The organism is Candidatus Hydrogenedentota bacterium, assembly GCA_013359265.1.
Classification (GTDB): Bacteria; Hydrogenedentota; Hydrogenedentia; order Hydrogenedentales; family SLHB01; genus JABWCD01.
Map to the genome: position 1 here is coordinate 67845 of JABWCD010000035.1, position 23223 is coordinate 91067.

16 protein-coding genes and 1 pseudogene are annotated in these 23223 nt (G+C 58.8%); 10 read left to right on the plus strand and 7 right to left on the minus strand.

Features of this window, described 5'->3' with window-relative positions; genetic code table 11:
• The first annotated feature begins 4 nt into the window (after positions 1 to 4).
• The 3 genes and pseudogenes from HUU46_23430 (at position 5) to HUU46_23440 (ending at position 6592) form a co-directional block, all read left to right on the plus strand.
• Positions 5 to 1456 carry a DUF1501 domain-containing protein gene (locus tag HUU46_23430; protein NUM56594.1) on the plus strand — a complete coding sequence of 484 codons (1452 nt, stop codon included), beginning with the start codon at positions 5 to 7 and terminating at the stop codon, positions 1454 to 1456.
• Positions 1457 to 2132: 676 nt separating this feature from the next.
• Positions 2133 to 2567 (plus strand): annotated as a pseudogene (locus HUU46_23435) (hypothetical protein).
• A gap of 3431 nt (positions 2568 to 5998) precedes the next feature.
• A complete protein-coding gene (locus HUU46_23440; GenBank protein ID NUM56595.1) occupies positions 5999 to 6592 on the plus strand; it encodes a hypothetical protein in 594 nt (197 codons plus the stop codon).
• 81 nt (positions 6593 to 6673) lie between these two features.
• Here the strand turns inward: HUU46_23440 and HUU46_23445 are convergent, their stop codons facing one another.
• Positions 6674 to 7285 carry a response regulator gene (locus HUU46_23445; GenBank protein NUM56596.1) on the minus strand — a complete coding sequence of 204 codons (612 nt, stop codon included), beginning with the start codon at positions 7283 to 7285 and terminating at the stop codon, positions 6674 to 6676.
• 178 nt (positions 7286 to 7463) lie between these two features.
• Here HUU46_23445 and pckA point away from each other — a divergent pair, with 178 nt between their 5' ends.
• From pckA to HUU46_23460, 3 genes are all read left to right on the plus strand, one after another.
• Positions 7464 to 9098 carry a phosphoenolpyruvate carboxykinase (ATP) gene (pckA, locus tag HUU46_23450; protein NUM56597.1) on the plus strand — a complete coding sequence of 545 codons (1635 nt, stop codon included), beginning with the start codon at positions 7464 to 7466 and terminating at the stop codon, positions 9096 to 9098.
• Positions 9099 to 9408: 310 nt separating this feature from the next.
• Positions 9409 to 9630 carry a hypothetical protein gene (locus tag HUU46_23455; protein ID NUM56598.1) on the plus strand — a complete coding sequence of 74 codons (222 nt, stop codon included), beginning with the start codon at positions 9409 to 9411 and terminating at the stop codon, positions 9628 to 9630.
• Positions 9631 to 9691: 61 nt separating this feature from the next.
• Positions 9692 to 9928, plus strand: a complete 237-nt coding sequence (locus HUU46_23460) for a hypothetical protein (protein NUM56599.1) — start codon at positions 9692 to 9694, stop codon at positions 9926 to 9928.
• Positions 9929 to 10188: 260 nt separating this feature from the next.
• Here the strand turns inward: HUU46_23460 and HUU46_23465 are convergent, their stop codons facing one another.
• The 5 genes from HUU46_23465 to gatC all read right to left on the minus strand — a co-directional run bounded on the left by HUU46_23465 (position 10189) and on the right by gatC (position 15300).
• Complete coding sequence (locus HUU46_23465) at positions 10189 to 11028, minus strand: serine/threonine protein kinase (protein ID NUM56600.1); 840 nt, start codon at positions 11026 to 11028, stop codon at positions 10189 to 10191.
• A gap of 33 nt (positions 11029 to 11061) precedes the next feature.
• On the minus strand, positions 11062 to 11442 hold the full coding sequence (gene rsfS / locus HUU46_23470; protein ID NUM56601.1) for a ribosome silencing factor: 381 nt from the start codon (positions 11440 to 11442) through the stop codon (positions 11062 to 11064).
• A 108-nt stretch (positions 11443 to 11550) separates the two neighbouring features.
• Positions 11551 to 12987, minus strand: a complete 1437-nt coding sequence (gene gatB / locus HUU46_23475) for an Asp-tRNA(Asn)/Glu-tRNA(Gln) amidotransferase subunit GatB (GenBank protein NUM56602.1) — start codon at positions 12985 to 12987, stop codon at positions 11551 to 11553.
• 397 nt (positions 12988 to 13384) lie between these two features.
• Positions 13385 to 14857 (minus strand): Asp-tRNA(Asn)/Glu-tRNA(Gln) amidotransferase subunit GatA, encoded by a 1473-nt coding sequence (gene gatA, locus HUU46_23480; protein NUM56603.1) that lies wholly within the window; start codon positions 14855 to 14857, stop codon positions 13385 to 13387.
• A 140-nt stretch (positions 14858 to 14997) separates the two neighbouring features.
• Positions 14998 to 15300: an Asp-tRNA(Asn)/Glu-tRNA(Gln) amidotransferase subunit GatC gene (gene gatC, locus HUU46_23485; GenBank protein NUM56604.1), complete on the minus strand. Its 303-nt coding sequence runs from the start codon at positions 15298 to 15300 to the stop codon at positions 14998 to 15000.
• Positions 15301 to 15550: 250 nt separating this feature from the next.
• Between gatC and HUU46_23490 the strand changes: the two genes are divergently transcribed.
• The 4 genes from HUU46_23490 to HUU46_23505 all read left to right on the plus strand — a co-directional run bounded on the left by HUU46_23490 (position 15551) and on the right by HUU46_23505 (position 21419).
• Entirely contained in the window at positions 15551 to 16870 is a 1320-nt protein-coding gene (locus HUU46_23490) for a DegT/DnrJ/EryC1/StrS family aminotransferase (GenBank protein ID NUM56605.1), read from the plus strand.
• A gap of 128 nt (positions 16871 to 16998) precedes the next feature.
• Positions 16999 to 18840, plus strand: a complete 1842-nt coding sequence (locus HUU46_23495; protein ID NUM56606.1) for a hypothetical protein — start codon at positions 16999 to 17001, stop codon at positions 18838 to 18840.
• A 97-nt stretch (positions 18841 to 18937) separates the two neighbouring features.
• Positions 18938 to 20680, plus strand: coding sequence for a methionine--tRNA ligase (gene metG, locus HUU46_23500; GenBank protein ID NUM56607.1), 1743 nt, complete (start codon positions 18938 to 18940; stop codon positions 20678 to 20680).
• 73 nt (positions 20681 to 20753) lie between these two features.
• A complete protein-coding gene (locus HUU46_23505; protein NUM56608.1) occupies positions 20754 to 21419 on the plus strand; it encodes a DedA family protein in 666 nt (221 codons plus the stop codon).
• Positions 21420 to 21427: 8 nt separating this feature from the next.
• Here HUU46_23505 and HUU46_23510 read toward each other — a convergent pair whose 3' ends face one another.
• Positions 21428 to 22441 (minus strand): NADP-dependent oxidoreductase, encoded by a 1014-nt coding sequence (locus tag HUU46_23510; protein NUM56609.1) that lies wholly within the window; start codon positions 22439 to 22441, stop codon positions 21428 to 21430.
• Positions 22442 to 23223 lie beyond the last annotated feature (782 nt).

Below are 23223 nucleotides of genomic sequence, written 5' to 3' on the forward strand. Positions count from 1 at the left end.
CGACATGGACCCGATTCTCGAACACCGACTCCACATCAATCGCCGGCAGTTCTTTGGCCGCTGCGCAACGGGCATCGGCACCGCGGCGCTCGCATCGCTGTTGAACCCCGAACTCTTCGCGTTGGAGCGCGAAGACCCAATGGCGCCGAGAGCGCCGCACTTCGCGCCGAAGGCCAAGCGCGTGATCTACCTGCACCAGTCGGGCGCGCCATCGCAGTTGGACCTGTTCGACTACAAGCCGGTGATGAAGGACATGTTCGACAAGGACCTGCCCGATTCCGTCCGCATGGGGCAGCGCCTTACGGGGATGACCTCGGGGCAGGCGCGATTCCCGATCGCGCCGTCGATCTTCAAGTTCCAACAGTATGGCCAGGGCGGCGCGTGGATTTCGGAACTGCTTCCGCATATCGCGAATATTGCGGACGATATCTGCATCGTAAAGACCATTCATACCGATGCGATCAACCACGATCCGGCGATGACGTTCTTCCAGACCGGGTTTCAAATCGCGGGCCGTCCGAGCATGGGCGCGTGGGTGAGCTACGGACTCGGCTCCTCGAACCGCGACCTTCCCGCGTTCGTAGCGCTCAGTTCGCGCGGCAGCGGGCGCCCCAGTTGCCAGCCGCTGTACGACAGACTTTGGGGCAGCGGGTTTCTGCCGTCGGTGTATCAGGGCGTGAAGTTCCGCGGCACCGGAGACCCAGTGTTGTACCTGTCCGATCCGTCCGGTGTCGATCCGGTGTTACGCCGCAAAATGCTCGACGACGTCGCGGCGTTGAACCACGACACCCACGCGGAGTATCAGGACCCGGAAATCGTAACGCGCATCGAGCAATACGAACTTGCGTACCGCATGCAGACGTCGGTGCCCGAATTGACCGACCTGTCGCAAGAACCGGAGAGCACGTTCGAGATGTACGGCCCCGAATCGAAGACGCGCGGCACTTATGCGGCAAACTGCCTGCTTGCGCGGCGTCTGGCCGAACGCGGCGTGCGTTTCATCCAGCTTTACCACATGGGCTGGGACCAGCACACGACCTTGCCGAAGGAACTCCCCGGCCAGTGCAAGGACACGGACCAACCCACTGCCGCGCTCATTTCGGACCTGAAACAACGCGGCATGCTCGACGATACGCTCGTCATTTGGGGCGGGGAATTCGGCCGCACAATTTACAGCCAGGGAACCTTGACGGCCACGGACTATGGCCGTGATCACCACCCGAAGAATTTCGCGATATTCATGGCCGGTGGCGGCATCAAGCCCGGAATGGTCTACGGCGAGACCGACGACTTCTCGTACAACATCGTCGAGAACCCCGTGAACGTCCACGACCTCCACGCGACAATCCTGAACCAGCTCGGCCTCGATCACGAGAAACTGACGTACCCGTACCAAGGCAGGCGATTCCGACTCACGGACGTGGCGGGAATCGTTGTGAAAGATATCCTCGCCTAACCGCGAATTACTGCAGCCCCGTGATGACACTCGCAAGGCAAAATGCGAGGCAATTACTGCCGAAGCAGTCCAGTCGCGGCAGGGCCATAAGATTCCCATAGCCGCGACTTGTCCGTGACCTTCTTGATGATTCGTCTGTATTATTTGTATGCGTGAAAAGCATGTATGGCTCGCGTGGCACGCCCACATTTACCACTTGACAGATTGATGCATGCGTGCTAGTTTCTTCCCAAGTTCCGGAGAGGGCTTGCAACATTCCGCGGGGGTGGAGACGGTGTTGTGGGGGATGGGGCCGGAATGAATCTCGCCACAAGTTTAACTCGTAGCGCCATGCGCGAGAGCAGGGGGCAAAGCCTAAGTGGTGCCTTCTCTTGTCTGCACTCGCCTTCATGGTCGTTCGCACTTCTTCCGTTTTTCCGAGTAGTCAGCTATCAAATCGATTTTGCGGAATTGCAGTTGGATTGGATCCATCGCGAGTACTCGTCTCTGCAATTCCGGTAGCTCAAAACGTGATGTCGTGGGGTTAGTAGTACTGCAAGCACTGCAATTTCGCGGGCCGACCACGCGGCAGCACACGTTTCAACTATAGAAGTGCCGTTTCGTTCGACGGGGTTTGGGGAAGTGGTGAGGGGTGCAGTAAGGCAACGAGGCCGACTTGGCCGAGAGGGGAGGCTGTATGTCCGGACAATCTAGAAGGCAACCTCTAAATCGACGTGCATCGAGTATGCTGCATGTCGGAAGGTGCAGAACGATGTGCGGTCTTCGCTTCATCACCTTGGGTGTCCTGCTGTCTTGCGCGCTGATTCACGCGCTCCCCGCTAACGCGCAAGCCGGATCTGAATGGACTCAAGCCACAGCGGCAGCAGGCTGGTCAGCGAGATGGGGCCACACGATGGTTTCCCACAACGGAAAGCTCTGGGTAATGGGGGGTGTAAGTGGTAGTACCCACTACAATGATGTTTGGTCGTCTTCCGACGGTGCAACGTGGACACAAGTCACTGCAAGCGCGCCGTGGGGGGCGCGCCGGTCGCACGCGAGTGTCGTGTTTAGCGGCGCAATATGGGTAATCGGGGGCTACAATGGCGGAAGCTCCCTCAATGACGTGTGGTACTCGACGGACGGCCTTTCATGGACTGTGGCAACTGGCGCTGCGGCGTGGTCCGTACGCAGTGCTTTCGCAAGTTTTGTTTGCAGCGACAAGATATGGCTAGCTGGAGGAATTGGCAATGCAGGGAGTCTACCCTTAAATGACGTTTGGTACTCGTCAGATGGGACCAATTGGATTCAGGCGACTGCGGCGGCAAATTGGGCGGTTCGATACAACTTGGCGGGTGTGGCGTTCGATTCCAGGATGTGGATACTTGGCGGGACGCAATCGAATGCAGTCCCGAACCCGCAGAATTTCTTTGATGTCTGGTACTCGACGGACGGTGCGAACTGGACTCAAGCGGCTGCCACCGCGCCATATTTGGGATCTCATTCGCTTTCAGTCGTTGGTTACGCTGGTCACATGTATGTCATGGGTGGCGACGCCGATGTACTTGGGCGCAATAACGAAGTATGGAGATCGGTTGACGGTACTAATTGGACTGAGCTTCCACCCGCCGGTTCTCGCTGGGCAGCTCGTAGTCTACATGCTGCATCCATTCTCAATGGTCGAATTTGGCTAAGCGGAGGCACGATACCATCTGTCGTGAATGACGTGTGGTATACGCCTTCCACAGGTTGCGGATCCGCGATCATCTACGTGAATAAGGCAAACATCTCCTGCAACGAGGACGGTCTTTCGTGGGCAACAGCGTTCACGTCGATACAGGAAGGTATAGCTGCAGCAGAGGCTTGCGGGGCACAGGAAGTGTGGATTGCCGCGGGCGAGTACGATGTTAGCGGCACCGGCCTCATCCTTGCCGATAATGTGCATGTTTACGGCGGGTTCGCCGGAACGGAGTCGACGCGCGCAGCCCGCGACTTGACCGCGAACCACACTGTAACAATCAGCGGCGGATGCGAGGAGTGTGGCAATCCGCCCCCGCAAGATGACCCAGGCTACGCGGAGTATATCGCGTGCACGTCATCAGCAGCCGACCACGTGATAATAGCGGCGAGCAACGCCCTGCTCGACAGCTTGACGATATCGGGCGGCGTCGCAAATGGATCAGGTTCGGATTCCTTTGGTGGGGGTATCTTTGCCGACCATGTCACGGACTTTGTCGTAAGCAATTGCATAATTGAGAACAACTGCGCGCTCCAACGAGGTGCGGGCGCCTACTGCATGTATTCGGAAGTTACCTTTGTCAAGTGTGAGTTTGAGCGCAATCATGCGGGGGACGATGGAGGTGGAGCGTCAGTTAACTTCTGCCCCAGCGTCAAGTTTTACAATTGCATCTTGAATGGAAATACCGGTAAATCTGGTGCAGCGATTGATGTTTCGAATCTCACGAATGCATGGATTTGGAATTGTCTAATCTACGGCAACACCGCCAGACAAAAAGCAGGCGGGATTCATACGGATAATCTTCCTTCTCCTTATGTTTTCCAAATCGTCAACTGCACGATTGCGGACAATTTGATTGATGAGAGCTCGCCTGATGCCCAGCTTGTTGGCGTGGGTCTGTTTCACGAGATTTCGGGGCCGGGCACGGTGGCTAACACTATCTTCTTGGACAATGGTCCCGACAACATCGAACCGCGAAGCACAATACATATCACGGATTCCATCACGAAGGATGATGACTTCACGATGGGACCGCCGCATCATCGGGATGACACCCCGACTCTTATACCGGGGTCATATCGCCTCGATATTTCTTCGCCGGTGGGCGTTGACATGGGTGACGATATCGCCGTTCCGACTGATTTGGTCGACCTAGATGACGATGGGGACGTTGTCGAACAACTGCCGATAGACATTTACGGCCATCCCCGCTTCGTGGATATTGTGCCTTGTCCCCCGATAGAGCCTTGCCGGATAGTCGACATTGGTGCAAGCGAGGCGCAGGAGCCCGACTGCCCTGTGGAGATTACATGTCCTGGCAATCAGAACATTTCGGTCGGTTCCAATTGCGACGTGGCATTGCCCGATTATCGTGACTCGGCAACAGTGGTCGATCCATGCGGTATTGCGACCGTAACGCAGAACCCTGCTCCTGGCACTCTGGTGGGTCCGGGAGACTACACGATCACATTGACCGCGGATGACGGTGCGGGAAACAGCGTCAGCTGTAGTTTCACGGTGAGTATCGCCGATACTACTGATCCAACCATAACGTGCCCCGCCGATCAGAACCTTTCGGTGGGCGCTGACTGTCAGGCCTCACTGCCGGACTTCACGTCGCTGGCGAATGCATCGGATAACTGCGGCGTGGCGTCGGTGAGCCAGAGCCCGGCACCGGGTACTACCGTGGGCAAGGGAGACATACCGGTGACGCTTACCGCCACCGATACCTCCGGCAACACGAGCAGTTGCGGCTTCATGGTGCACGTGCTGGACACGACGGCACCGGAGATTAACTGTCCAGGTAACCAGGTCGTCGTCGCGGAATGCTTGGGACATGTATCGTTTGTTGAAGCTACGGCCACGGACAACTGCGACCCCGTCGTTGGCGTGACCTGCACACCGGCATCCGGTAGCGTGCTTGGGCCGGGCATACATTCGGTAACGTGCACAGCGGTGGACTCGAGCGGCAACACGAGCACATGCTCCTTCACCGTAACCGTGCTCTCGCCGTTGCGAATTGCCTTCCAGTCTCCCCTGGAGGATGACAACGCCGCCAACGACATAGAAACCGACCTCGACGCCATCAACAAATTCAAGGTGGGCCAGACGATTCCGGTGAAGGTTAAACTGTTCGACTGTGCCGGCAACGATGTGACAGGCGCGGTCGGCCCAGCTTTGACACTGCGAATTGATGTGACAGAGCGTGCCCAAGCCGGGTCGACATCAACACTGGTGAACGACCTTCCCGAGGACTTCAACGGTGTTGGCGACACGGAAAGCACGATGGCGTTGGTGGGTGGACATTTCCAGTTCAATCTGAAGACGAACGGGTTTGAGGCTGGCACAATAAACAATGCGACGCGTTTCTTCCGGATCGACGTGACTGCGGAGAACAACACCGAGCCGGGCGTTATCGTGGGACGGGAAGACGCCACGCTCGAAAGCAAGTAATTTTAGGTGGCAGGCACGACACGGACGGGCGCGACAACGGGTCGCGCCCGTCCCTAGGAAAGGAGGTGTGACCGGTGAGTGGGACATTCGCTGTGAATCGCGGGCGTCTTGCCATAGCTCTGGTTGTGCTGATAGGCGCTGCGGTTGTACTCCTGGCGTATCGCTCAGGCCCTCAGGGTCCAACGGATCAGGCGAAAGGGAGTTCCATATCCCAAGTTCAACAGGCCCGAGTGCGCGCGAGTGAAGGGGATGCGACCATAAGACCCGCGTCCGTTGGGTCAGCGACCGATCGTTTTGAGGTGGATTCGGGAAACCAGTCCGCTCGGCGTGACACAGAGAACACCTCTGCGGTCGGCGACGCCTCAGAATCCGGCGTGACCTTGTGCAAAACGCAGGTGCTCGCGCGGGTCAACGGCGTCGAGATTACTGCTACCGACGCCGCCCCCTCGTCATTCGGCTCTGAAACGACCGAGATATCGATTTCGCGGGAACAATTCCAATTCCTCCTCAATCGAGCTATTGAACAGCACCTCGTGATTTCCGAGGCGCGGCGGGCGGGTATCACACTATCTTCCGAGGATATGGCGAAGTTGGCGAAACTCCGCGAATCCCGCCGACACGACGACGACGTTGTAGACCCCATCGGGAATCAGCAGGCCATTATCGAAGCCGAAGCGGTCGAGGCCGAGACACAACTGATTGAAAAGCAACTGCTTCAGAGGAACGGGGTGCCATTGCCGTACGTTACCGAGGAGATGGTTCGCGAGTACTACGAGCAGCATACCGACGATTTTCCGGATCTGCCTCAGGACCCCGCGCAACACGGCGCCGTCTGGCAGCAGATCGATCTCGCAATACGCGAGGAATTGGCCCCGCAGGTAAGGCGAGACTACCTGAACGGCCGGAGTGCCTACATGGCCGAGTTGCGAGAGGCAGCGGGCGTGGAGATTCTCGCCGCTGAAGGATAGAGATAAAGCGCGATCGCAGGCCGAACCCGTTGATTAAGACGAGAAGGCCTGAAGAACTCGCCGTGGTCTTGGGGCCGAACGTCAGACTTGACTCTTTGGCCGCGCGATGCGCGAGGCGGGGAGCGCGAGCAGTTTTTCCACGCGATCGCCTAGTTCCGCCAGGCTGAAAGGCTTCTTCACGTAGTCGTCGAAGCCATAGTCCGTCAGCATCTTCGCTTCGTCGTCATCGATATACCCTGAAATCGCTAAGATGCGCGTATTGCGGGTTTCCGGACGGGACTTCACGCGCTCGCAGACCATGCGTCCGTCCATGTCGGAAAGGTGGATGTCGAGGATGATGAGGTGCGGGTTGTGCTCGGCGACCAGCGCGCCGCAGTCGAACCCAGTGGACGCCACAAATACTTGATAGTCGGACGCCTTGGTGAGCGCCGCGGGTATCACGTCCAAATAGTACGGGTCGTCGTCCACCACGAGGATTCGGCGTTCGCCTTCCTCGAGCCGGTCGAGCGGAATGCCGTGGTTCAGCATAAACTGGCGCAGGCTGTCGAACGGGATGCGCCGGTCCCCGCCGGGACCGAGCCGGTAGCCTTCGATCTGTCCCATATCGAACCAGCGCGAAACGGTGTCGGGCGAGACACCGCAAATCTGGGCTACTTCGCCGCTCGTGAAAACACGACTCTTGTTGTCGGCCATGATGCTCCTTCGCTTGCGCAGGTTGCGCCGTATGCGGGGTATCCAGCGCGAATGGTAATCGTTAACCTTCTACATTGCAAATGCCGATTCAAACGTTGGATGATCGCGGGCGAACTTGGTAGAATCATCTACCTTTGGCCGCAATTCCATCCGGGGGGACGAGGAAATCATGAGCGGAATGACTACCGCCAATCATCGCAATCTCGACATGTCCTCGACCGGCATATCGTCCTGGATGGAGATATTTCGCAACCCCACGTACGACGAGCTGTACGAACACGAGATTGACCCCGCGCTTGAAGGGCTGGAGCGCTGTTTCCAGACACGGTTCGGCGCCGTCTCGGTGGACACCGGCCGGTTTACGGGCCGCTCGCCGCAGGATAAATACGTCGTCGAAGAAGAGACGTCGCGCGATCACATCTGGTGGTCGGGGCCGGAAAATCCGGGCTCCAACAACCGGCGCTTGAGCGAGGAAGCGTGGGCGCACCTCAAGGAAATCGCCATTGACCAACTGAACGGGAAACGCCTCTACATCATCGACGGCTACTGTGGCGCGAACCCGGAGACACGCCTGTCTGTCCGCATTGTGACGGAGGTGGCGTGGCAGGCGCACTTCTGCAAGAACATGTTCATCCGCCCGGACGAGCACGAACTCGAAACGTTCGTACCGGATTGGACCATCCTGAACGCGTCGAAGGCCACGTGCCCGGACCCGGGAAAATGGGGCCTTCGTACCGAGGTGTTCGCGGCGTTCAACATTAAGGAGCGCATGACCGTTATCGGCGGGACGTGGTACGGCGGGGAGATGAAGAAAGGCATCTTCACGATTATGAATTACTTCCTGCCGCTGCGCGGCATCGGCGCGTTCCATTGTTCGGCGAACATGGGCAAGGCCGGCGATACCGCGCTGTTTTTCGGGCTCTCGGGTACGGGCAAGACGACGCTTTCGGCGGACCCGCACCGGCTGCTCATCGGCGACGACGAGCACGGCTGGGACGACCACGGGGTCTTCAACTTTGAAGGCGGATGCTACGCCAAGACGATAAACCTGAAAGAATCGAGCGAACCCGAAATCTACCACGCGATCAAGCGTGACGCGCTGCTCGAGAACGTCCGCGTGTTGGCGGATGGCACGGTGGATTTCGCCGACACCAGCAAGACGGAGAACGGCCGGGTATCCTATCCGCTCTACCACATCGACAAGATCGTCAAGCCCGTCTCCAAGGGCGGCCACCCGAACAAGATTATCTTCCTCGCGTGCGACGCGTTCGGCGTGCTCCCCCCCGTCGCCAAGCTGTCGCCGGACCAGGCCATGTACCAATACCTCAGCGGATACACCGCGAAAGTGGCCGGCACCGAACTCGGTGTCACCGAACCCAAGGCCACGTTCTCGACATGCTACGGCGCGGCGTTCCTCGCGCTGCATCCAACGGCGTACGCAAGCATCCTCGGCCGGAAGATGCACGATCACCACGCCGAAGCGTACCTCGTGAACACCGGCTGGACGGCGGGCGTATACGGAGTGGGACATCGCATGGGCCTGGTCGAGACGCGGCACATCATCGACGCGATTCTGGATGGGACCTTGTCCCGCGCGGAGTACACGGACATGCCGATCTTCGGGTTCCATGTGCCGAAGTTCGTCCACGACGTCGATTCGCACCTCTTGAACCCGCGCGAGACGTGGCACGACCGCGCCGCGTACGATGCGACCGCGCGAAAGCTGGCGCAGATGTTCATCGACAATTTCCGGCGCTTTGAAAACACGGCCGAGGGCGTTCGGCTGGCGCGCGAAGCGGGACCCCGGCTGTGATTCATGGGACCCATACGGCGCTGGCGTCGAAATGTGCAATCGGATAATTCTGCGGTTGACATAAATCGCCAGTTCCGGTGTATAGTATGTGGACTATCGGGCGAAGCGGCCTGCGCCCGAATGCGGTAGGGTCAATGATCCAACTGGCTTAGTGTGGGTTTGAGGGTCAGGGGCCACCGAACTCGTCATGTCGAGATCGAGTGACAACGGTTGACACCGGTGCGGCTTGTCTGCGTCCCGCTATTCGGGACCGCGCAGCGGAGCACCACGAAGGTACGGCCCAACCGGCCGTGTGGGAGGCAACACCAGAATGAAGCACACCAAGGCAGTTACGCGCAAGCCCGCACAGGCCCAGTCTGCGTACGCGTCGAAGCTGCTGTTCAAGCAGGAAGCCAGCACACTGCTGACGACAGGGATAGTCGGTACATTCGATTGGATTACCCTGCTCAGTAGTGCTGTCTTCGTCAATTCTCTCGGGCTCGGCGCGTGGATCGAGATCGTCTTCGAGGATATCGACGAAACGAATTCCTAGAACGTAACGCAAGCTTGGACACAACTAACAGATCGCGCGTTGGCGAAGGGTGGAGGAATTGATGCGAACCAACAGGCACATTTACGAAGTGACAAAATCGCCGCGGATGGCCCAGACCGTTCAACAGCTTAAGTACGATACGCTGCTAGTATATCTCACCAACGGTATAAATCTCGTATTCGGATCGTTCGCCAGCCTTGGCGAAGTTTCGAACTCGCTCCAAGGACTTATTACCGTACTGCCGTACAAGAACTTCTACGGCGGTGGCACCACATCCGGCGGCGGTGGAACTTCGTAAGTATTGGCGTTAGATGATGGCTGGGGCTTCCGCAGAGGCGGGTTAACTTAGAAGGAACTACAAATGCTGACGTTGTTCGTGCTGGCATATGTCCTACAGATTTCCGCGTTCCAGAGCTTCCTGTTTCTAGATTTGATCCCATCCGAATTCTTCCTCATCGATTTGTACTCGCAGTGGTGGCGCTAACCGCCCTTCGACATTCGATCATCGCCGCGCGCGCCGTATCGGTGTCGCGCGGCGACGCTTTTTTTTGGAAAGGCTTATATGCGCGGTTTGCAGACGTCGGAGAGGATGATGCGGAGCTGGTCGCAGCTCTCGTAGCGTTTTGCGGGGTCCTTATCGATCATCTTCATGATCACGTCGCCAAGCGCTTGAGGGCAGCGGCGGTTGATTTGGTGCGGATGGAACGGAATTTGGCGCAGGTGCATTTGATATAGGCGCTGCAGGCTGTCCACCTCGAAGGGCAACTTCCCGCTGAACATCAAGTACAGCGCGATGCCCAGCGAATAGATGTCGCTCCGGTGCGTGGCCCTCTTCCCCTCGATGATTTCCGGCGCGACGTACATGGGCGTGATCTGCTCGACCAATCCCGAATCGAGAAACGGCAAGGACCTCGCGCGGCAGAGCGAGTAGTCCGACAGCTTCGCGATTCCCTTTCGCGTAAATAGAATGTTGCCCGGTTTCAGGTCGTGGTGCGTGAACCCCTGATCGTGGATGTACTGCAACCCGTTGCAAATCTGCGCGACGATGACCAGGCGTTCTTCGAGGTTCCAGGGGCGGTTTTCGATGTACCACTTCAAGTCGGGCCCGTCGCAGTATTCCATCGTGAGGCAGAGGCCTTCCTCGCCCTCGATGAACTCCATGACGCGAACGACGTTGGTGTGATTGAATTTCTTGAAGGACTGGACGCTCTTTGCGAAGTCCTTCACTTGGCTGGCGTTGCGGAAAAAGTTGGCGTGAAACACCTTGATGGCGACGACCTCGCCCTTCTCGGTGTCAATTGCCCGGTACACGGTCCCGGTGCCGCCCCTCCCGAGGAGCCGGTCGCACTTGAACCGGTATATCCTTAGTCGATCGGGTAATTCTTCTTTTGTCGCCATGCCGGAGCTTTTATAGGGCGTATCGGCCCACGATTACAAGTCAAGCTTGATGCGCGGCGCGTCGCCCCACAGTCCGTCCAAATCGTAAAACTCCCGCTGTTCCTTGCGGAAGATATGGACAATGATGTTCCCGTAGTCCAGCACGAGCCATCCGTTGCGGTAGTTGCCCTCGGAGTGGCGGGCCTTCACGCCGATCTCGCGCATGCCCGAGAGAATTGCGCTCGACACCGCCTTCACGTGCGGTTCGCTGTTCGCAGTGCAAATAACGAAGCTGTCGGCAATGACGGTCAGCCCTCGCAGGTCGTAGGCGCGGATGTCGATGGCCTTGTGTTCGTCCGCCAGCGTGGCGATGCGCCGCGTGTCCGGCATGAAATCCGGCTCGGGGGCCGGCGCTTTTTTAACTACGTTCTTCAATAGTATCTTGTTTTCCGGCGTGTTTACTTCTCATAGCCTTCTTACATAGGACCTATACGACCTGTACGTCCCATAAGGGCCTTTCGTCCTTTGGGCCCAATTCCAAGCCTACTCCGTTTCCTTCAGCACGCGCCGCAACACCTCGTTCGCCAACTGCGGGTTGGCCTTGCCTTTCGTCGCCTTCATCAATTGGCCGACGAGGAAGCCAAATGTCTTTTCCTTGCCGCCGCGGAATTCCGCGACGGGACCGGGGTTCGCCGCGATGACCTCGCGCGCGGCGGCCTCGATCGCGGAGGTATCACTGATCTGGACTAGGCCCTTTTCTTCGACAATTGCCTTCGGGTCCTTGCCCGTCTCGAACATGTCGAGCAGCACGTCCTTCGCAATCTTACCACTGATGGTGCCGTCGTCGATCAGTTTCAGCATCGCCGCAAGGCGGCCGGCAGTGACTTTGCTCGCGGTCAGCTCCTGCTTGTGTTCGGTAAGGAGCGCCTGCAACTCGACCGATATCCAGTTCGCGGCCTGCTTCGGCGCGCAGCCCTGCTTCACCACAGCTTCGTAGTAGTCCGCCATCTCTTTCTCTGCCGTGAGCACACCGGCGTCGTACGCGGACAGGCCGTACTCCGACTCGAACCGCGCCCGCCGCGCCTGCGGCAACTCCGGCAGCGACGCGCGGATGCGCCCCTCCCACGCCTCGTCAACCACAATGGGCACGAGATCGGGATCGGGGAAGTAGCGGTAGTCGTGCGCGGATTCCTTCGCGCGCTGGGAGAACGTGATGCCGCGGTCCGCGTCCCAGCCGCGGGTCTCCTGTACGACCTTGCCGCCTTCGTCGAGCAACTTGGCCTGGCGGGCAATCTCGAATTCAATCGCTTTCTGAATGCCGCTGAACGACGCGACGTTTTTCACCTCGGTCTTGGTGCCAAACGCGTCCGTGCCCGCCGGTCGAATGCTAATGTTCGCCTCCGCGCGGAGCGACCCCTCTTCCATGTTGCAGTCGCTGACATCGAGATAGCGCAGGAGTTGCTTCAATTCGGTTAGATAGGCGAACGCTTCGTCCGCGCTGCGAATGTCGGGTTCCGTCACGATTTCGAGCAGCGTGACGCCGCAGCGGTTGAAGTCTACGCCGCTGTCGCCCCCGCCGATCGTGTGCGTGTTGCGCGCCGTGTCTTCTTCGAGGTGCGCGCGCGTAATGCCGATGCGCTTCGTGGAACCGTTCGACTTGATGCTGATGAATCCGTCATGGCACAACGGCAGGTCGTACTGGCTGATCTGGTAGTTCTTCGCAAGATCGGGATAGAAATAGTTCTTCCTGTCCATCTTCGACCAGCGCGAGATCGTGCAGTTCAGCGCGAGGCCGACCATCACGCTCATCTCGACGGCGCGTTTGTTAATCACCGGCAACACGCCGGGCATCCCCAAACACACTGGACACACGTTCGTGTTCGCGGGCGCATGAAAATTCGTGCTGCACCCGCAGAAGACCTTCGATTTTGTGCTCAACTCGACATGCACTTCCATGCCGATGACCGGTTCGTATTTCATTGCAACCTTCTAATTAGGGCCAACGAGTAATTCTCAACGTCTTGCGGCTAACATCATGTTGGCGCGCCCATGCCGTGCTGCAAAGTTGCCATCGGACAACACACCGCACTGCGAGCGCTTCAAATATGAGTAGGCTAATTAGCACGCACAGTAACCCCAAGGTTTCGAGAAAACTGCTTCTCACGGCCAATGGTTCTATTATCCAATGGAAAAAGAGAGCCATGGTCGTGCCAAACAACAATCCTGCAGCAGCACCCAATACCTGCATCTGCAAGATCTCGAATTTCGTAGCGTGCGACACAATCTCCTTCACTTCGGGCGTGTTCAATGGATTCCACGTCAGGGCTTCTCGCAATCGCATAAGCCTGTCCTCCGCTCTAATGCTTTGAGCAAAGACTTACCGCACGGCAGTTGGCGCACCCATTGTAAACCCACGCTTCTGCTCATAGGTATACGCAACGCGCAAAATTGTTTCCTCGTCGAAAGGCTTTGCCATGATCTGCAATCCCGCCGGCAATCCCGAACCGACCAAACCGCACGGCATACTCAACCCGGGGATTCCGGCAAGGTTTACGCTGATCGTGTAGATATCGCTCAAATACATTTCCAGCGGGTTCGCCGACTTCTCGCCGATCTTGAACGCGGGCGTCGGAGAAGTCGGTGTAAGCACGACATCGCACTGTTCGAACGCGTCCATGAAATCCTTGCGAATGAGCGAACGCACCTTCTGCGCTTTGAGGTAGTACGCGTCGTAGTATCCGCTCGACAACACATACGTGCCGAGCATGATGCGGCGCCGCACTTCCGGGCCGTACCCGTCGGTTTTTGTACGCGCGTACAGCTCCTGTGTAGAAGAGACACCTGGCGCGCGGTAGCCGTAACGGACGCCGTCGAACCGCGCGAGGTTTGCGCTGGCCTCCGCCGTGCAGATGATGTAGTAGACCGCGATCGCGTAGTCGGTGTGCGGCAGGGAAACTTCGACGACCTTCGCCCCTTCCTTCTCGAGAACGGCGACCGCCGCCATGATCTTCTCGCGCATCTCAGCGTTGAGCGCGTCGGTGTAGTATTCTTTCGGCAGTCCAATTCGCATGCCGGAAACATCGGCCTTCAGCGCCTTCGTAAAATCGGGGACTGGTATATCCGCCGATGTCGAGTCTTTCGGATCGCGTCCGCACATCACATTGAGCGCGATCGCCGCGTCTTCGACGTCCTTCGTGAACGGCCCAATCTGATCAAGTGACGAAGCAAACGCGACGAGTCCGTAGCGCGAGATGCGCCCGTACGTCGGCTTAATTCCCACGCACCCCACGCACGCCGCGGGCTGCCGAATCGACCCGCCGGTATCGCTGCCGAGGGTAATCGCGCATTCGTCCGCTGCGATCGCCGCCGCCGACCCGCCGCTTGACCCGCCCGGCACGCAATCAAGGTTCCACGGATTGCGCGTGATCTGTATCGACGAGTTCTCCGTCGACGACCCCATCGCAAACTCGTCCATGTTGAGCTTGCCGAGAAAGACCGCGCCAGCGTTCTGCAATCGTTCAACCGCAGTTGCGTCAAAGGGGCTACGATAGCCTTTTAAGATTTTCGAGCAGCAGGTCGTTGTCCCCAGTTTGGTGCAGAGCACGTCCTTCAGACCCACGGGAACGCCCGCGAGCGGACCGACGTCTTCGCCTTTCCTGATTCGCGCGTCGACGGATTGCGCCATCGCGCGCGCTGCGTCCGCCCAGACGTCGATGAACGCTTTCACCCTGCCGTCGACGGCGTCGATCCGCGCGAGATGGCTCTCGGTCACTTCGAGCGCCGACACCTTCCCGCCCCGCACTGCGTCGCGAATCTCATGCGCCGTCTTTTTGTACCAGTCGTTGCTCATTCCTATTCCTGTTTACATCCCCCTGAATCCCCCTTCAAAGGGGGACTTTAAGAACTGCAATGTGACGTCGTTGGCGTTGTATTAAGTCCCCCTTTGAAGGGGGATTTAGGGGGATGTGCCCCTCGCATATTCTCCGAAGGTTACTCGTCCCCTACATCCAAAATCTTCGGCACGAGAAAATACTCGCCGTCCGTCTTGGGCGCGTTGGCGAGCGCCGCGTCGCGGTCGAGCGAGGGCCGGACCTCGTCCTCACGAAACACGTTGCTCATCTGGAGCACGTGCATCGTCGGCTCGATGCCGTCGGTATTCAGCTCATTCAACTTGTCCATGTATGCGAGGATGTCGCCCATCTCGCCCACGAGCTTTTCCTTGGTCGCCTCGTCGAGCGTGAGTTGGGCCAGCCCAGCCACGTATTCCACGTCTGCCTTGGTGATCTTTGCCATTGTTAACCCCGGCAATCGAACACCCCCAAGCATACTCGGGGGTGGATTGCGCCGATTAGCCTCTACGCCGCGAAAGAACCGAGTTTACCACAGAAAAACGCCGTACTTCCAAAGGAGTATGCGCATTCATGTACCGGCGGTGGGGCGCAGCCCTACGGGAATTCCCGGTGCTCTGACCGATCGGGCGCGTCAGACGAATGCGCCCCGCCGTCAATTGCCCAGCGCCGAGCCTCTCTAGTATTCTCAGCCCATGCAAAACCCACACGAAATTCTACGACGCGATTTTCTGGCGGCGTCCGCGGCGGGCATGGCGCTCGCCGGCGGAGCGGCGCAGGCCGCCGAACAACCTGCCGCAAAACTGGCAGCCGAAGGCGGCGAGAAAGCAGTTAAGACCGCATTCACGCAGCCGCCGCGTTTCGGCGAACCCGAGCGCGAGCGCCTCGATCAAATGCTCGGCCAGGACACGCTGTTCTATTGGAAGGGCCCGCAGACGGGCATCTTTATCGAGCGGTTTCAACAGATATGCCCCGCGAAGTACGTGATGACCTGCACGTCAGGCACGGCCGCACTGCACATTGCCGTTGCGGCGGCGGGAATCGGACCGGGAGATGAAGTCATTACCGCGCCGGTGACCGATATCGGCACGGTGATCGGCGTCATTTACCAGATGGGCGTGCCCGTCTTCGCGGACTTGAATCCGTCTACCCTGAACCTCGATCCGGCGGATGTCGAGAAGCGCATCACGCCGAAGACGAAGGCGATTATCGCCGTCCACCTTGCCGGAAACCCGTGCGAGATGGACGCGCTGAAGGCGATCGCGGACAAACACAACCTCGTACTGATCGAAGACTGCGCGCAGGCCTGGGGCGCGAAGTACCGCGGCAAACCTATTGGCTCGATCGGACACATCGCGTGTTGGTCGCTCCAGAATTCAAAGCACATTACCACCGGCGATGGCGGGGTCGTCGCGTCCAACGACGAAACGTTTGGCCCGAAGTTGCAGCGGTACGGCGACAAGGGGTTCGACCGCATCAAGGGCGGTCAGTTCGAGTTTTTCTCAACGAACTACCGCATGAGCGAGCCTCAGGCCGCAGTGGGCGCAGGGCAGTTCACGCGGCTTGAAGCCATCATCGCGTCACGCTCGAAGCTCGGCAATCTTTTGAGCGAGAGAATAGCCGGCATCAACGGAATTACGCCGCACAACGTTCATCCCGAGGACCGGTGCTCGTATTGGTTCTACATGTTTCGCATGGACCCGAAAGCGTTCACCTGCGACCGCGCGACTTTCGTGAAGGCACTGGGCGCGGAGGGCGTGCAGTGCTCGGCGGGCTACATTCCGGTGACAATGCACCACAACCCGGTCTTCCTGCAGCACGGCTTTTTCGCGGGGAAATGGCCGGTGAAGGACCTCGGCCTGACGACCATGGACTACTCGAAACACGAAACGCCCGAAGCGGAAGCTATCCTGCAAACCGGCGTTCGAGTCACCATTCACGAGGCCATGCCCGAGCAGTACATCGAGGAGTCTGCCGCCGCAATTCGTAAAGTCGCCCAGCATTACGCGGCCTAGTGTCAATCTGATTGCCACGATCAGGACCGTCCTCCCGTCGGTCTGCGACCAAGCATCCGTCTACTTTCTTCCATCAGTGAAATCCGTGTAATCTGTGGTCTGCATTTGCCTTTCTATTGGGGGAATTTATGAAGCCGATCTACGTTTCACGCATCGCCGCGCTTGTACTGCTCGGTCTGTGCGCCGCAGACGCCGACCTTCTCGATAGCCCGTATAAGCCTGGGCCCGGTCTCTACCCGCGTTGGACGGCGAAGGACGCCGAGCCCGGACTTACGTACGGCCCGGACACCAGCGGCCAGTTGCCCAAGACGTTGCTCTACAGTGTGACCGTCGATGAACTTGCCGCGGAGGTCGAAGACTGGGTCGAGCACGGTTACGGTGGATTCTTCCTCACCGGCATTGCGGGCGAATGGTCAACCGATATCTGGGGCGTCGACGGCGCGCCGTGGACAATCGGGGAATCCGACGCGACGTTTCAGAAGGCGAGCGGCGCCGTCGCGAAGGCGCGCGCCCTTGGGGCCGACGTGTTCTTGACGACCGCATTCTCGCATCCCTTCGAGTGGTTTAACGACACGGCGTGGCAGCGCATCGAGCACCAGTTCCGCCAACTCGCGATCTTCGCGCGCGATTTGGGCTGCACGGGACTTGCCATCGACATCGAGTATGTCTGGCAGCAGTATCATTTCGTGTGGGAGGGCTACGACTACAACGGCTATACGCGCGCCGGCCTCGTGAAAAAAATTCGCGATCGCATGACGAACGTCGCGACAGCCATGTACGACGAGTTTCCCGGCATGGTGTTGCTCACGTTGCCGGAGAGTTCCATGTCGCTCGGCTCCCACATCCAGGCGGCTTGGATCGAAGTGGCGGCGCGGCGCGACGCGCCCGGCGGCGTACACCTTTGCACCGAGTACACCTATCGCCGCCCCAATGCCCGCTTCATGTTGGGACACGCCTGGATGAACACGGAACTTATGCACCGCCAACTCTCGGAGTCCGCGTTCGCGTACTGGCAACGCACGGGAAGCATTGCGGAAGGCATCTGGGTGTTCGGCGATGACCCCGAAGATTATCACGGCACGCCGCCCAGCTTGGCGGAATTCAGGCAGGCGTTTGCCGCATCGTTGATGGTGGGACGCAAGTACAACTGGATTTACAGCCACAATGTTCGTCCGTGGTTTCTTGGACGCGACAGGGAGAAGTACTCGAGTGCGGAGCCGTTGGATGGATATATCGACGTCGTCCGCAAACGCGAAGTAATCTCCGGCGCACAGTACACCGCCACCGCCGCATCGCTACGCACGCTGCAATTGCGCGATTACGGCCCAGACCTCGGCCTGGCCATCGTTCCCACGTTCGCGGGACCGCGGGAGGAGCTGGAAGTGAACCTTATGCCCGCGGACGTGTACCAACGCAGCCCGATTCACCGAAACCGCGACACACTGTTCGCGCTCGGGTTCGAGATTTACCAGGGCAAGGAAGTCGACGCGCGCGACGCGCTCCACACGCAGATGGACTGGCTCTTCGCGGGTCCGTTCCCTAACGCCGACGGTGAAGGACACGAAAAAGCGTACGCGCCGGAGGTTGACCCGGCCAAGGTCGAATGGCAGCGATTCGATGCACCCACCTCCCAAGCTACAGTGAATCTCGCCGGTATGTACCAGCCTTCCGACGACGTCTGCGCGTATGCCCTGTGTTATCTACGTTCCGACGCCAAGCGCGACATTCAGATTCGCCTGGGCGCGAATGACACGTGGAAACTGTGGCTCGGCAGTAAGCTCGTCGCGGACTGCCACGACGTAGGCCGCATCGTCTATGACCGCGAAATTCTCCCCCTCGGCATCGATCAGGGCGTCACCCCGCTGTTGCTGAAGGTCTGCAACCAGAAGAAGGATTGGGGGTTTGTCCTGAGAATCTGCGATACAGAGGGCAAGCCAATCGAGGGCCTTACCGTGTCCACACAGCCCTGATCCCTACGCTTCCCAGCTACGTCATGGACACGCCCCGCCGCCGTCCAATACAATCTTGCGCTCGTATGCATTTTGTTGGACGTATTGAGAGGATTTCATGACGGCCGAAAACTCGTTCGCTCGAACGCTCGTCACGAGCGCTCTGCCCTATGCCAACGGGCATATCCACCTGGGGCATATCGCGGGAGCGTATCTGCCCGCGGACATCTACGTACGGTTCAAGCGGCTGGCCGGCGCGCCCGTGCTTTACGTTGGCGGATCGGACGAATATGGCGTGCCGATTACGCTGACGGCATTGAAGGAAGGAATCTCGCCGAAGGAAGTGATCGACCGGTATCACGCGGCGAATGCCGAGGCGTTTGCGAGTCTTGGTATTTCGTACGACATCTACGGCCGTACGTCATGGGACCTGCACACCGACACGACGCAGGCCTTTTTCACGAAGTTGCTGGAAGGCGGACACATCGACCAGCAGTCGATGGAGCTGTGGTACTCCGAGCAATCCCAAAAGTTCCTGCCGGACCGGTATGTGAAGGGCGCCTGTCCAAAGTGCGGGTATGAGGACGCCACCGGCGACGAATGCGAGAACTGCGGCGCGCAGTACGCCGCCCACGACCTGATTAAACCGCGCGTGAACATTCCGGGCGATTCCTCGACACCGGTGCTGCGCGATTCGACCCATTGGTTCCTCCGGCTGCAGGACTTCTCCGGCGTACTGAAGGATTGGCTCGATAGCCATCCTGAGTGGCGCACGAACGTGAAGGGCATTGCGTACGGCTGGGTAAATGAACTGCGCGCGCGGTGCATCACGCGCGACACCGACTGGGGCGTCCCAATTCCGCTCGACGCGCAGGGCATCGAGGGGAAACGCATTTACGTCTGGTTCGACGCGCCTATCGGGTACGTGACGAATACGCGCCAGTGGGGCATAGACGCCAATGGGGACCCACGCGCGTGGGAATTGTGGTGGAAGGACAAGTCCACCCGGCTGGTCCACTTCATTGGCAAGGACAACGTGCCGTTCCACGCGGTCATCTTCCCGGCGATGCTCATGGGCCAGGGCGACTACGTCCTCCCCGACAACGTGATCGGCAACGAATATCTCAACGTCTACAACCGCGCGACCGGCAAAGCGGAGAAGGGATCGAAATCGAAAGGCAACATGATCAGCGTGCGCTGGTTCGTCGAGCGGTTCAGCCGCGACGCGATCCGTTACTACCTCTGCGCGATCATGCCGGAAGGGAAAGACGCCGCGTTCGACTGGGACGAATTCCTGAACCGGTACAATGGCGAATTATGCGATGTTGTCGGCAACTTCGTTCATCGCTCATTGACGATGACGGTGAAGAACTTCGACGGCAAGGTGCCGGCGCCGGGCGAACTGGATGTCGACGACCGCACACTGCTCGATTCCTTGCCGGCGCAACTCGACGGTATCGCGGATTCCATAGAGAACTTTCGGTTCCGGCAGGCATCGGAACGGCTCATCGACATGGGCCGCAGGGCGAACGTCTACTTCGATGCCAAGGCGCCGTGGACCACACGCAAGACCGACATCGAGCGCACGGCGACTACGCTGTACGTCTGCTGCCAGGTAGTGCGCGCGCTGTGCGCCGCGCTCGTTCCATTCGTGCCGGACGGCGCGGAGAAGCTCGCGGGCATACTCGGCGTCGCTTTGCCGTCGGGCGGACCCGGCGGCGGCCTCGACGGATGGAATGCCGCAAAGGCCGGCCTGCCCGCGGGCGCGGCGCTGCGGCAACCGGAAGTGCTGTTTCCGAAACTCGACCCTGATTTCGTGGAACGCCTCGCGATCGAACACGCCGAAGGCAAGGCGACCTGACCGATTAAGACCACGTATCGCGCGGACGCAAATTCACCGGCTACACCGCTGTAACGCGAAGTGAGGATATCTCGTGACCGACCTGATTAAGTACGCTTTCGATCTCTTCCTGCATTTGGACAAGCACCTGAACGAGATTATCTCGCAGTACGGCGCGTTCACTCACGTCATCCTGTTTGTAATCATCTTCTGCGAAACGGGACTCGTAGTCACTCCCTTTCTGCCGGGCGACTCGCTCCTTTTCGCGGCGGGCGTCTTCGCGGCGTCCGGGTCGTTGAACATCTGGGTGTTGCTCGTGTCTTTGTCTGTAGCCGCGATACTGGGTGACAGCGTGAACTACAAGCTGGGCCAGATTTTCGGTGAGAACGCGCGATTCATTAACCCGAAACACATCCAACGGACTCACGAGTTCTACGAACGGTACGGCCCGTCGACAATTATCATCGCACGGTTTGTTCCCATCGTGCGTACGTTTGCGCCGTTTGTCGCGGGCGTGGGCAGCATGAGCTACGCGAAGTTCCTCACATACAACGTCTTTGGCGGTCTGCTCTGGGTGTTTCTGTTGACCTTGGGCGGATACTTCTTCGCGAATGTACCCGTCGTGAAGGAGAATTTTTCGTTCGTCGTCGTCGCGATTATCGTCATATCGGTAATGCCCGCGGTCGTCGAATTTGCGCGGGCATGGTTGGGACGGCGCGCGGCCCCCCAGGGCGAAGGGCCCGGCAACAGGCAGGCGTGATTACCCCGCTATGCAATTTTGACGATTAACTTCCCCGTATTTGAACCATTGAACAACCGTAGGATCGCCGTTGGCGCGTGCTCCAGTCCGTCAACGATGTCTTCGCGGTAGCGCAGCCTACCCTCGGCAAGCCACTGCCCGAGTTGCATGATTCCTTCCATCGCGCGGTCCATGTAATCGATCACAACGAATCCCTCCATTCGCGATCGTTTGGTAAGGAGCGTAATGTAGTTCGACGGGCCAGGCGTTGGTTGTGTGGCGTTGTATTGCGTAATCGCGCCGCAGACGACAACGCGGGCATGAACATTGATCATGCCGAGGACCGTGTTGAGTATCTCGCCGCCCACGTTGTCGAAATACACGTCGATCTTCTTCGGGCAAGCCGTGCGCAACTCCGTGGCGACGTCCTGCGTCTTGTAGTTGATCGCTGCTTCAACGCCGAGCTCGTTCTTGATCCAAGCACATTTCTCGTCTGACCCCGCGATGCCTACAACGCGACAGCCTTGGATCTTCGCAATCTGGCAGACGATCGAGCCAACCGCCCCCGCCGCTGTCGAGACGACGACGGTCTCCCCCGCTTTCGGTTTGCCCACATCGAGCAATCCGAAATAGGCGGTCAGGCCCGTGATGCCGAGCACGCTGAGAAAGCTGGTGAGCGGAAACGGAACATCCGCGGGAAGCACGCGCGCCCCGCTCTTCGCGTGCACGAGATAGTAGTCCTGCCAACCGCCCATTCCGAATACTTTGTCGCCAACCGCAAAGGCCGGAGAGTTCGATGCCACAACTTCACCGATAGTGCCGCCGCGCATGACATCGCCGAGTTTCACCGGCTCGATGTATGAATCGCCTTCACGCATCCAGCCGCGCATCGCGGGATCGAGCGACAGGTACAGATTTCGGACCAATGCCTGATCGGGTCCGGGCACGGGAGGCGCCGATTCCACGTATTTGAAGTCGCTTGCCTTGATCGTTCCGGTCGGCCGGGCGGCCAGCAGGATTTGACGGTTCACCGGAGTGCTCATGAATAGGCCCCTTGTTGTCTTAAATCGTTGAAGTGGTCTGTGCCACGTAAGTTTACGAGTGAAGTGCTCCATGTCTCCACTAAGCACAGGACGGCCTCGCCCTCCGAAGCTCCATGCGAAGGAGGGACCCGTCCCCCGAACCTTGAAGCGCAGGAGTATGCAACACGTTGGGCTAATGAATAGGACAACACTGCATGAAAGTACGTCGCCCCGACTGGCCAACCACGGACTTCGCAAGTCACCCTCTTGCCGTGCAGCTTCCTCGCTTCCTCGCGACGTGTGCCGCCCCTGGCAATCCACACCCCAGCACACCTCCAAGGGGGTATCAGGCGGGCGGGCGACCATGAAATCAGGACTTACGACGATTTTGCCCCCGCGCCCCCCTTGAACCGTCAAAAAGCCATACGACACCCCCCTCTTATTACGTCAAAGAATTCATCGCCACCCCACCGGAGCGGCGCAAACAACTCCGCCCACGCCCCCCTCGATTCGACAAAAAAACTTCGCCACACCCCCTTCTGTCGCCCGCCAAGGCTTCGGAAGGTGCAACGCTCTGGGCTAATGAGTAGGAGCAGACACGGGCGCGCCGTAATGGTAGGCGCAATGAATTAAGGTGTCGGACGCATCTGCACGATGCCAGCCATGCCGCGCACTATATGTTCAGGGCTGACAAACTCTTTGCCATACTCGATACATTTCGGCGTCCTCTCGACGATAGAAGCATTGCGTGCAAATGGAATTGACTTGGCAAATCCTTGACATTACAGCAATTTGTGAGGTTC

Excerpts from the sequence above, each read along its gene's own strand:
- HUU46_23430 (NUM56594.1), top strand. The coding sequence starts at position 5 with ATGGACCCGATTCTCGAACACCGACTCCACATCAATCGCCGGCAGTTC.
- HUU46_23445 (NUM56596.1), bottom strand. The coding sequence starts at position 7,285 with ATGGCCGACAACAAGAGTCGTGTTTTCACGAGCGGCGAAGTAGCCCAG.
- pckA (NUM56597.1), top strand. The coding sequence starts at position 7,464 with ATGACTACCGCCAATCATCGCAATCTCGACATGTCCTCGACCGGCATA.
- HUU46_23455 (NUM56598.1), top strand. The coding sequence starts at position 9,409 with ATGAAGCACACCAAGGCAGTTACGCGCAAGCCCGCACAGGCCCAGTCT.
- HUU46_23460 (NUM56599.1), top strand. The coding sequence starts at position 9,692 with ATGCGAACCAACAGGCACATTTACGAAGTGACAAAATCGCCGCGGATG.
- HUU46_23465 (NUM56600.1), bottom strand. The coding sequence starts at position 11,028 with ATGGCGACAAAAGAAGAATTACCCGATCGACTAAGGATATACCGGTTC.
- gatB (NUM56602.1), bottom strand. The coding sequence starts at position 12,987 with ATGAAATACGAACCGGTCATCGGCATGGAAGTGCATGTCGAGTTGAGC.
- gatA (NUM56603.1), bottom strand. The coding sequence starts at position 14,857 with ATGAGCAACGACTGGTACAAAAAGACGGCGCATGAGATTCGCGACGCA.
- gatC (NUM56604.1), bottom strand. The coding sequence starts at position 15,300 with ATGGCAAAGATCACCAAGGCAGACGTGGAATACGTGGCTGGGCTGGCC.
- HUU46_23490 (NUM56605.1), top strand. The coding sequence starts at position 15,551 with ATGCAAAACCCACACGAAATTCTACGACGCGATTTTCTGGCGGCGTCC.
- HUU46_23495 (NUM56606.1), top strand. The coding sequence starts at position 16,999 with ATGAAGCCGATCTACGTTTCACGCATCGCCGCGCTTGTACTGCTCGGT.
- metG (NUM56607.1), top strand. The coding sequence starts at position 18,938 with ATGACGGCCGAAAACTCGTTCGCTCGAACGCTCGTCACGAGCGCTCTG.
- HUU46_23510 (NUM56609.1), bottom strand. The coding sequence starts at position 22,441 with ATGAGCACTCCGGTGAACCGTCAAATCCTGCTGGCCGCCCGGCCGACC.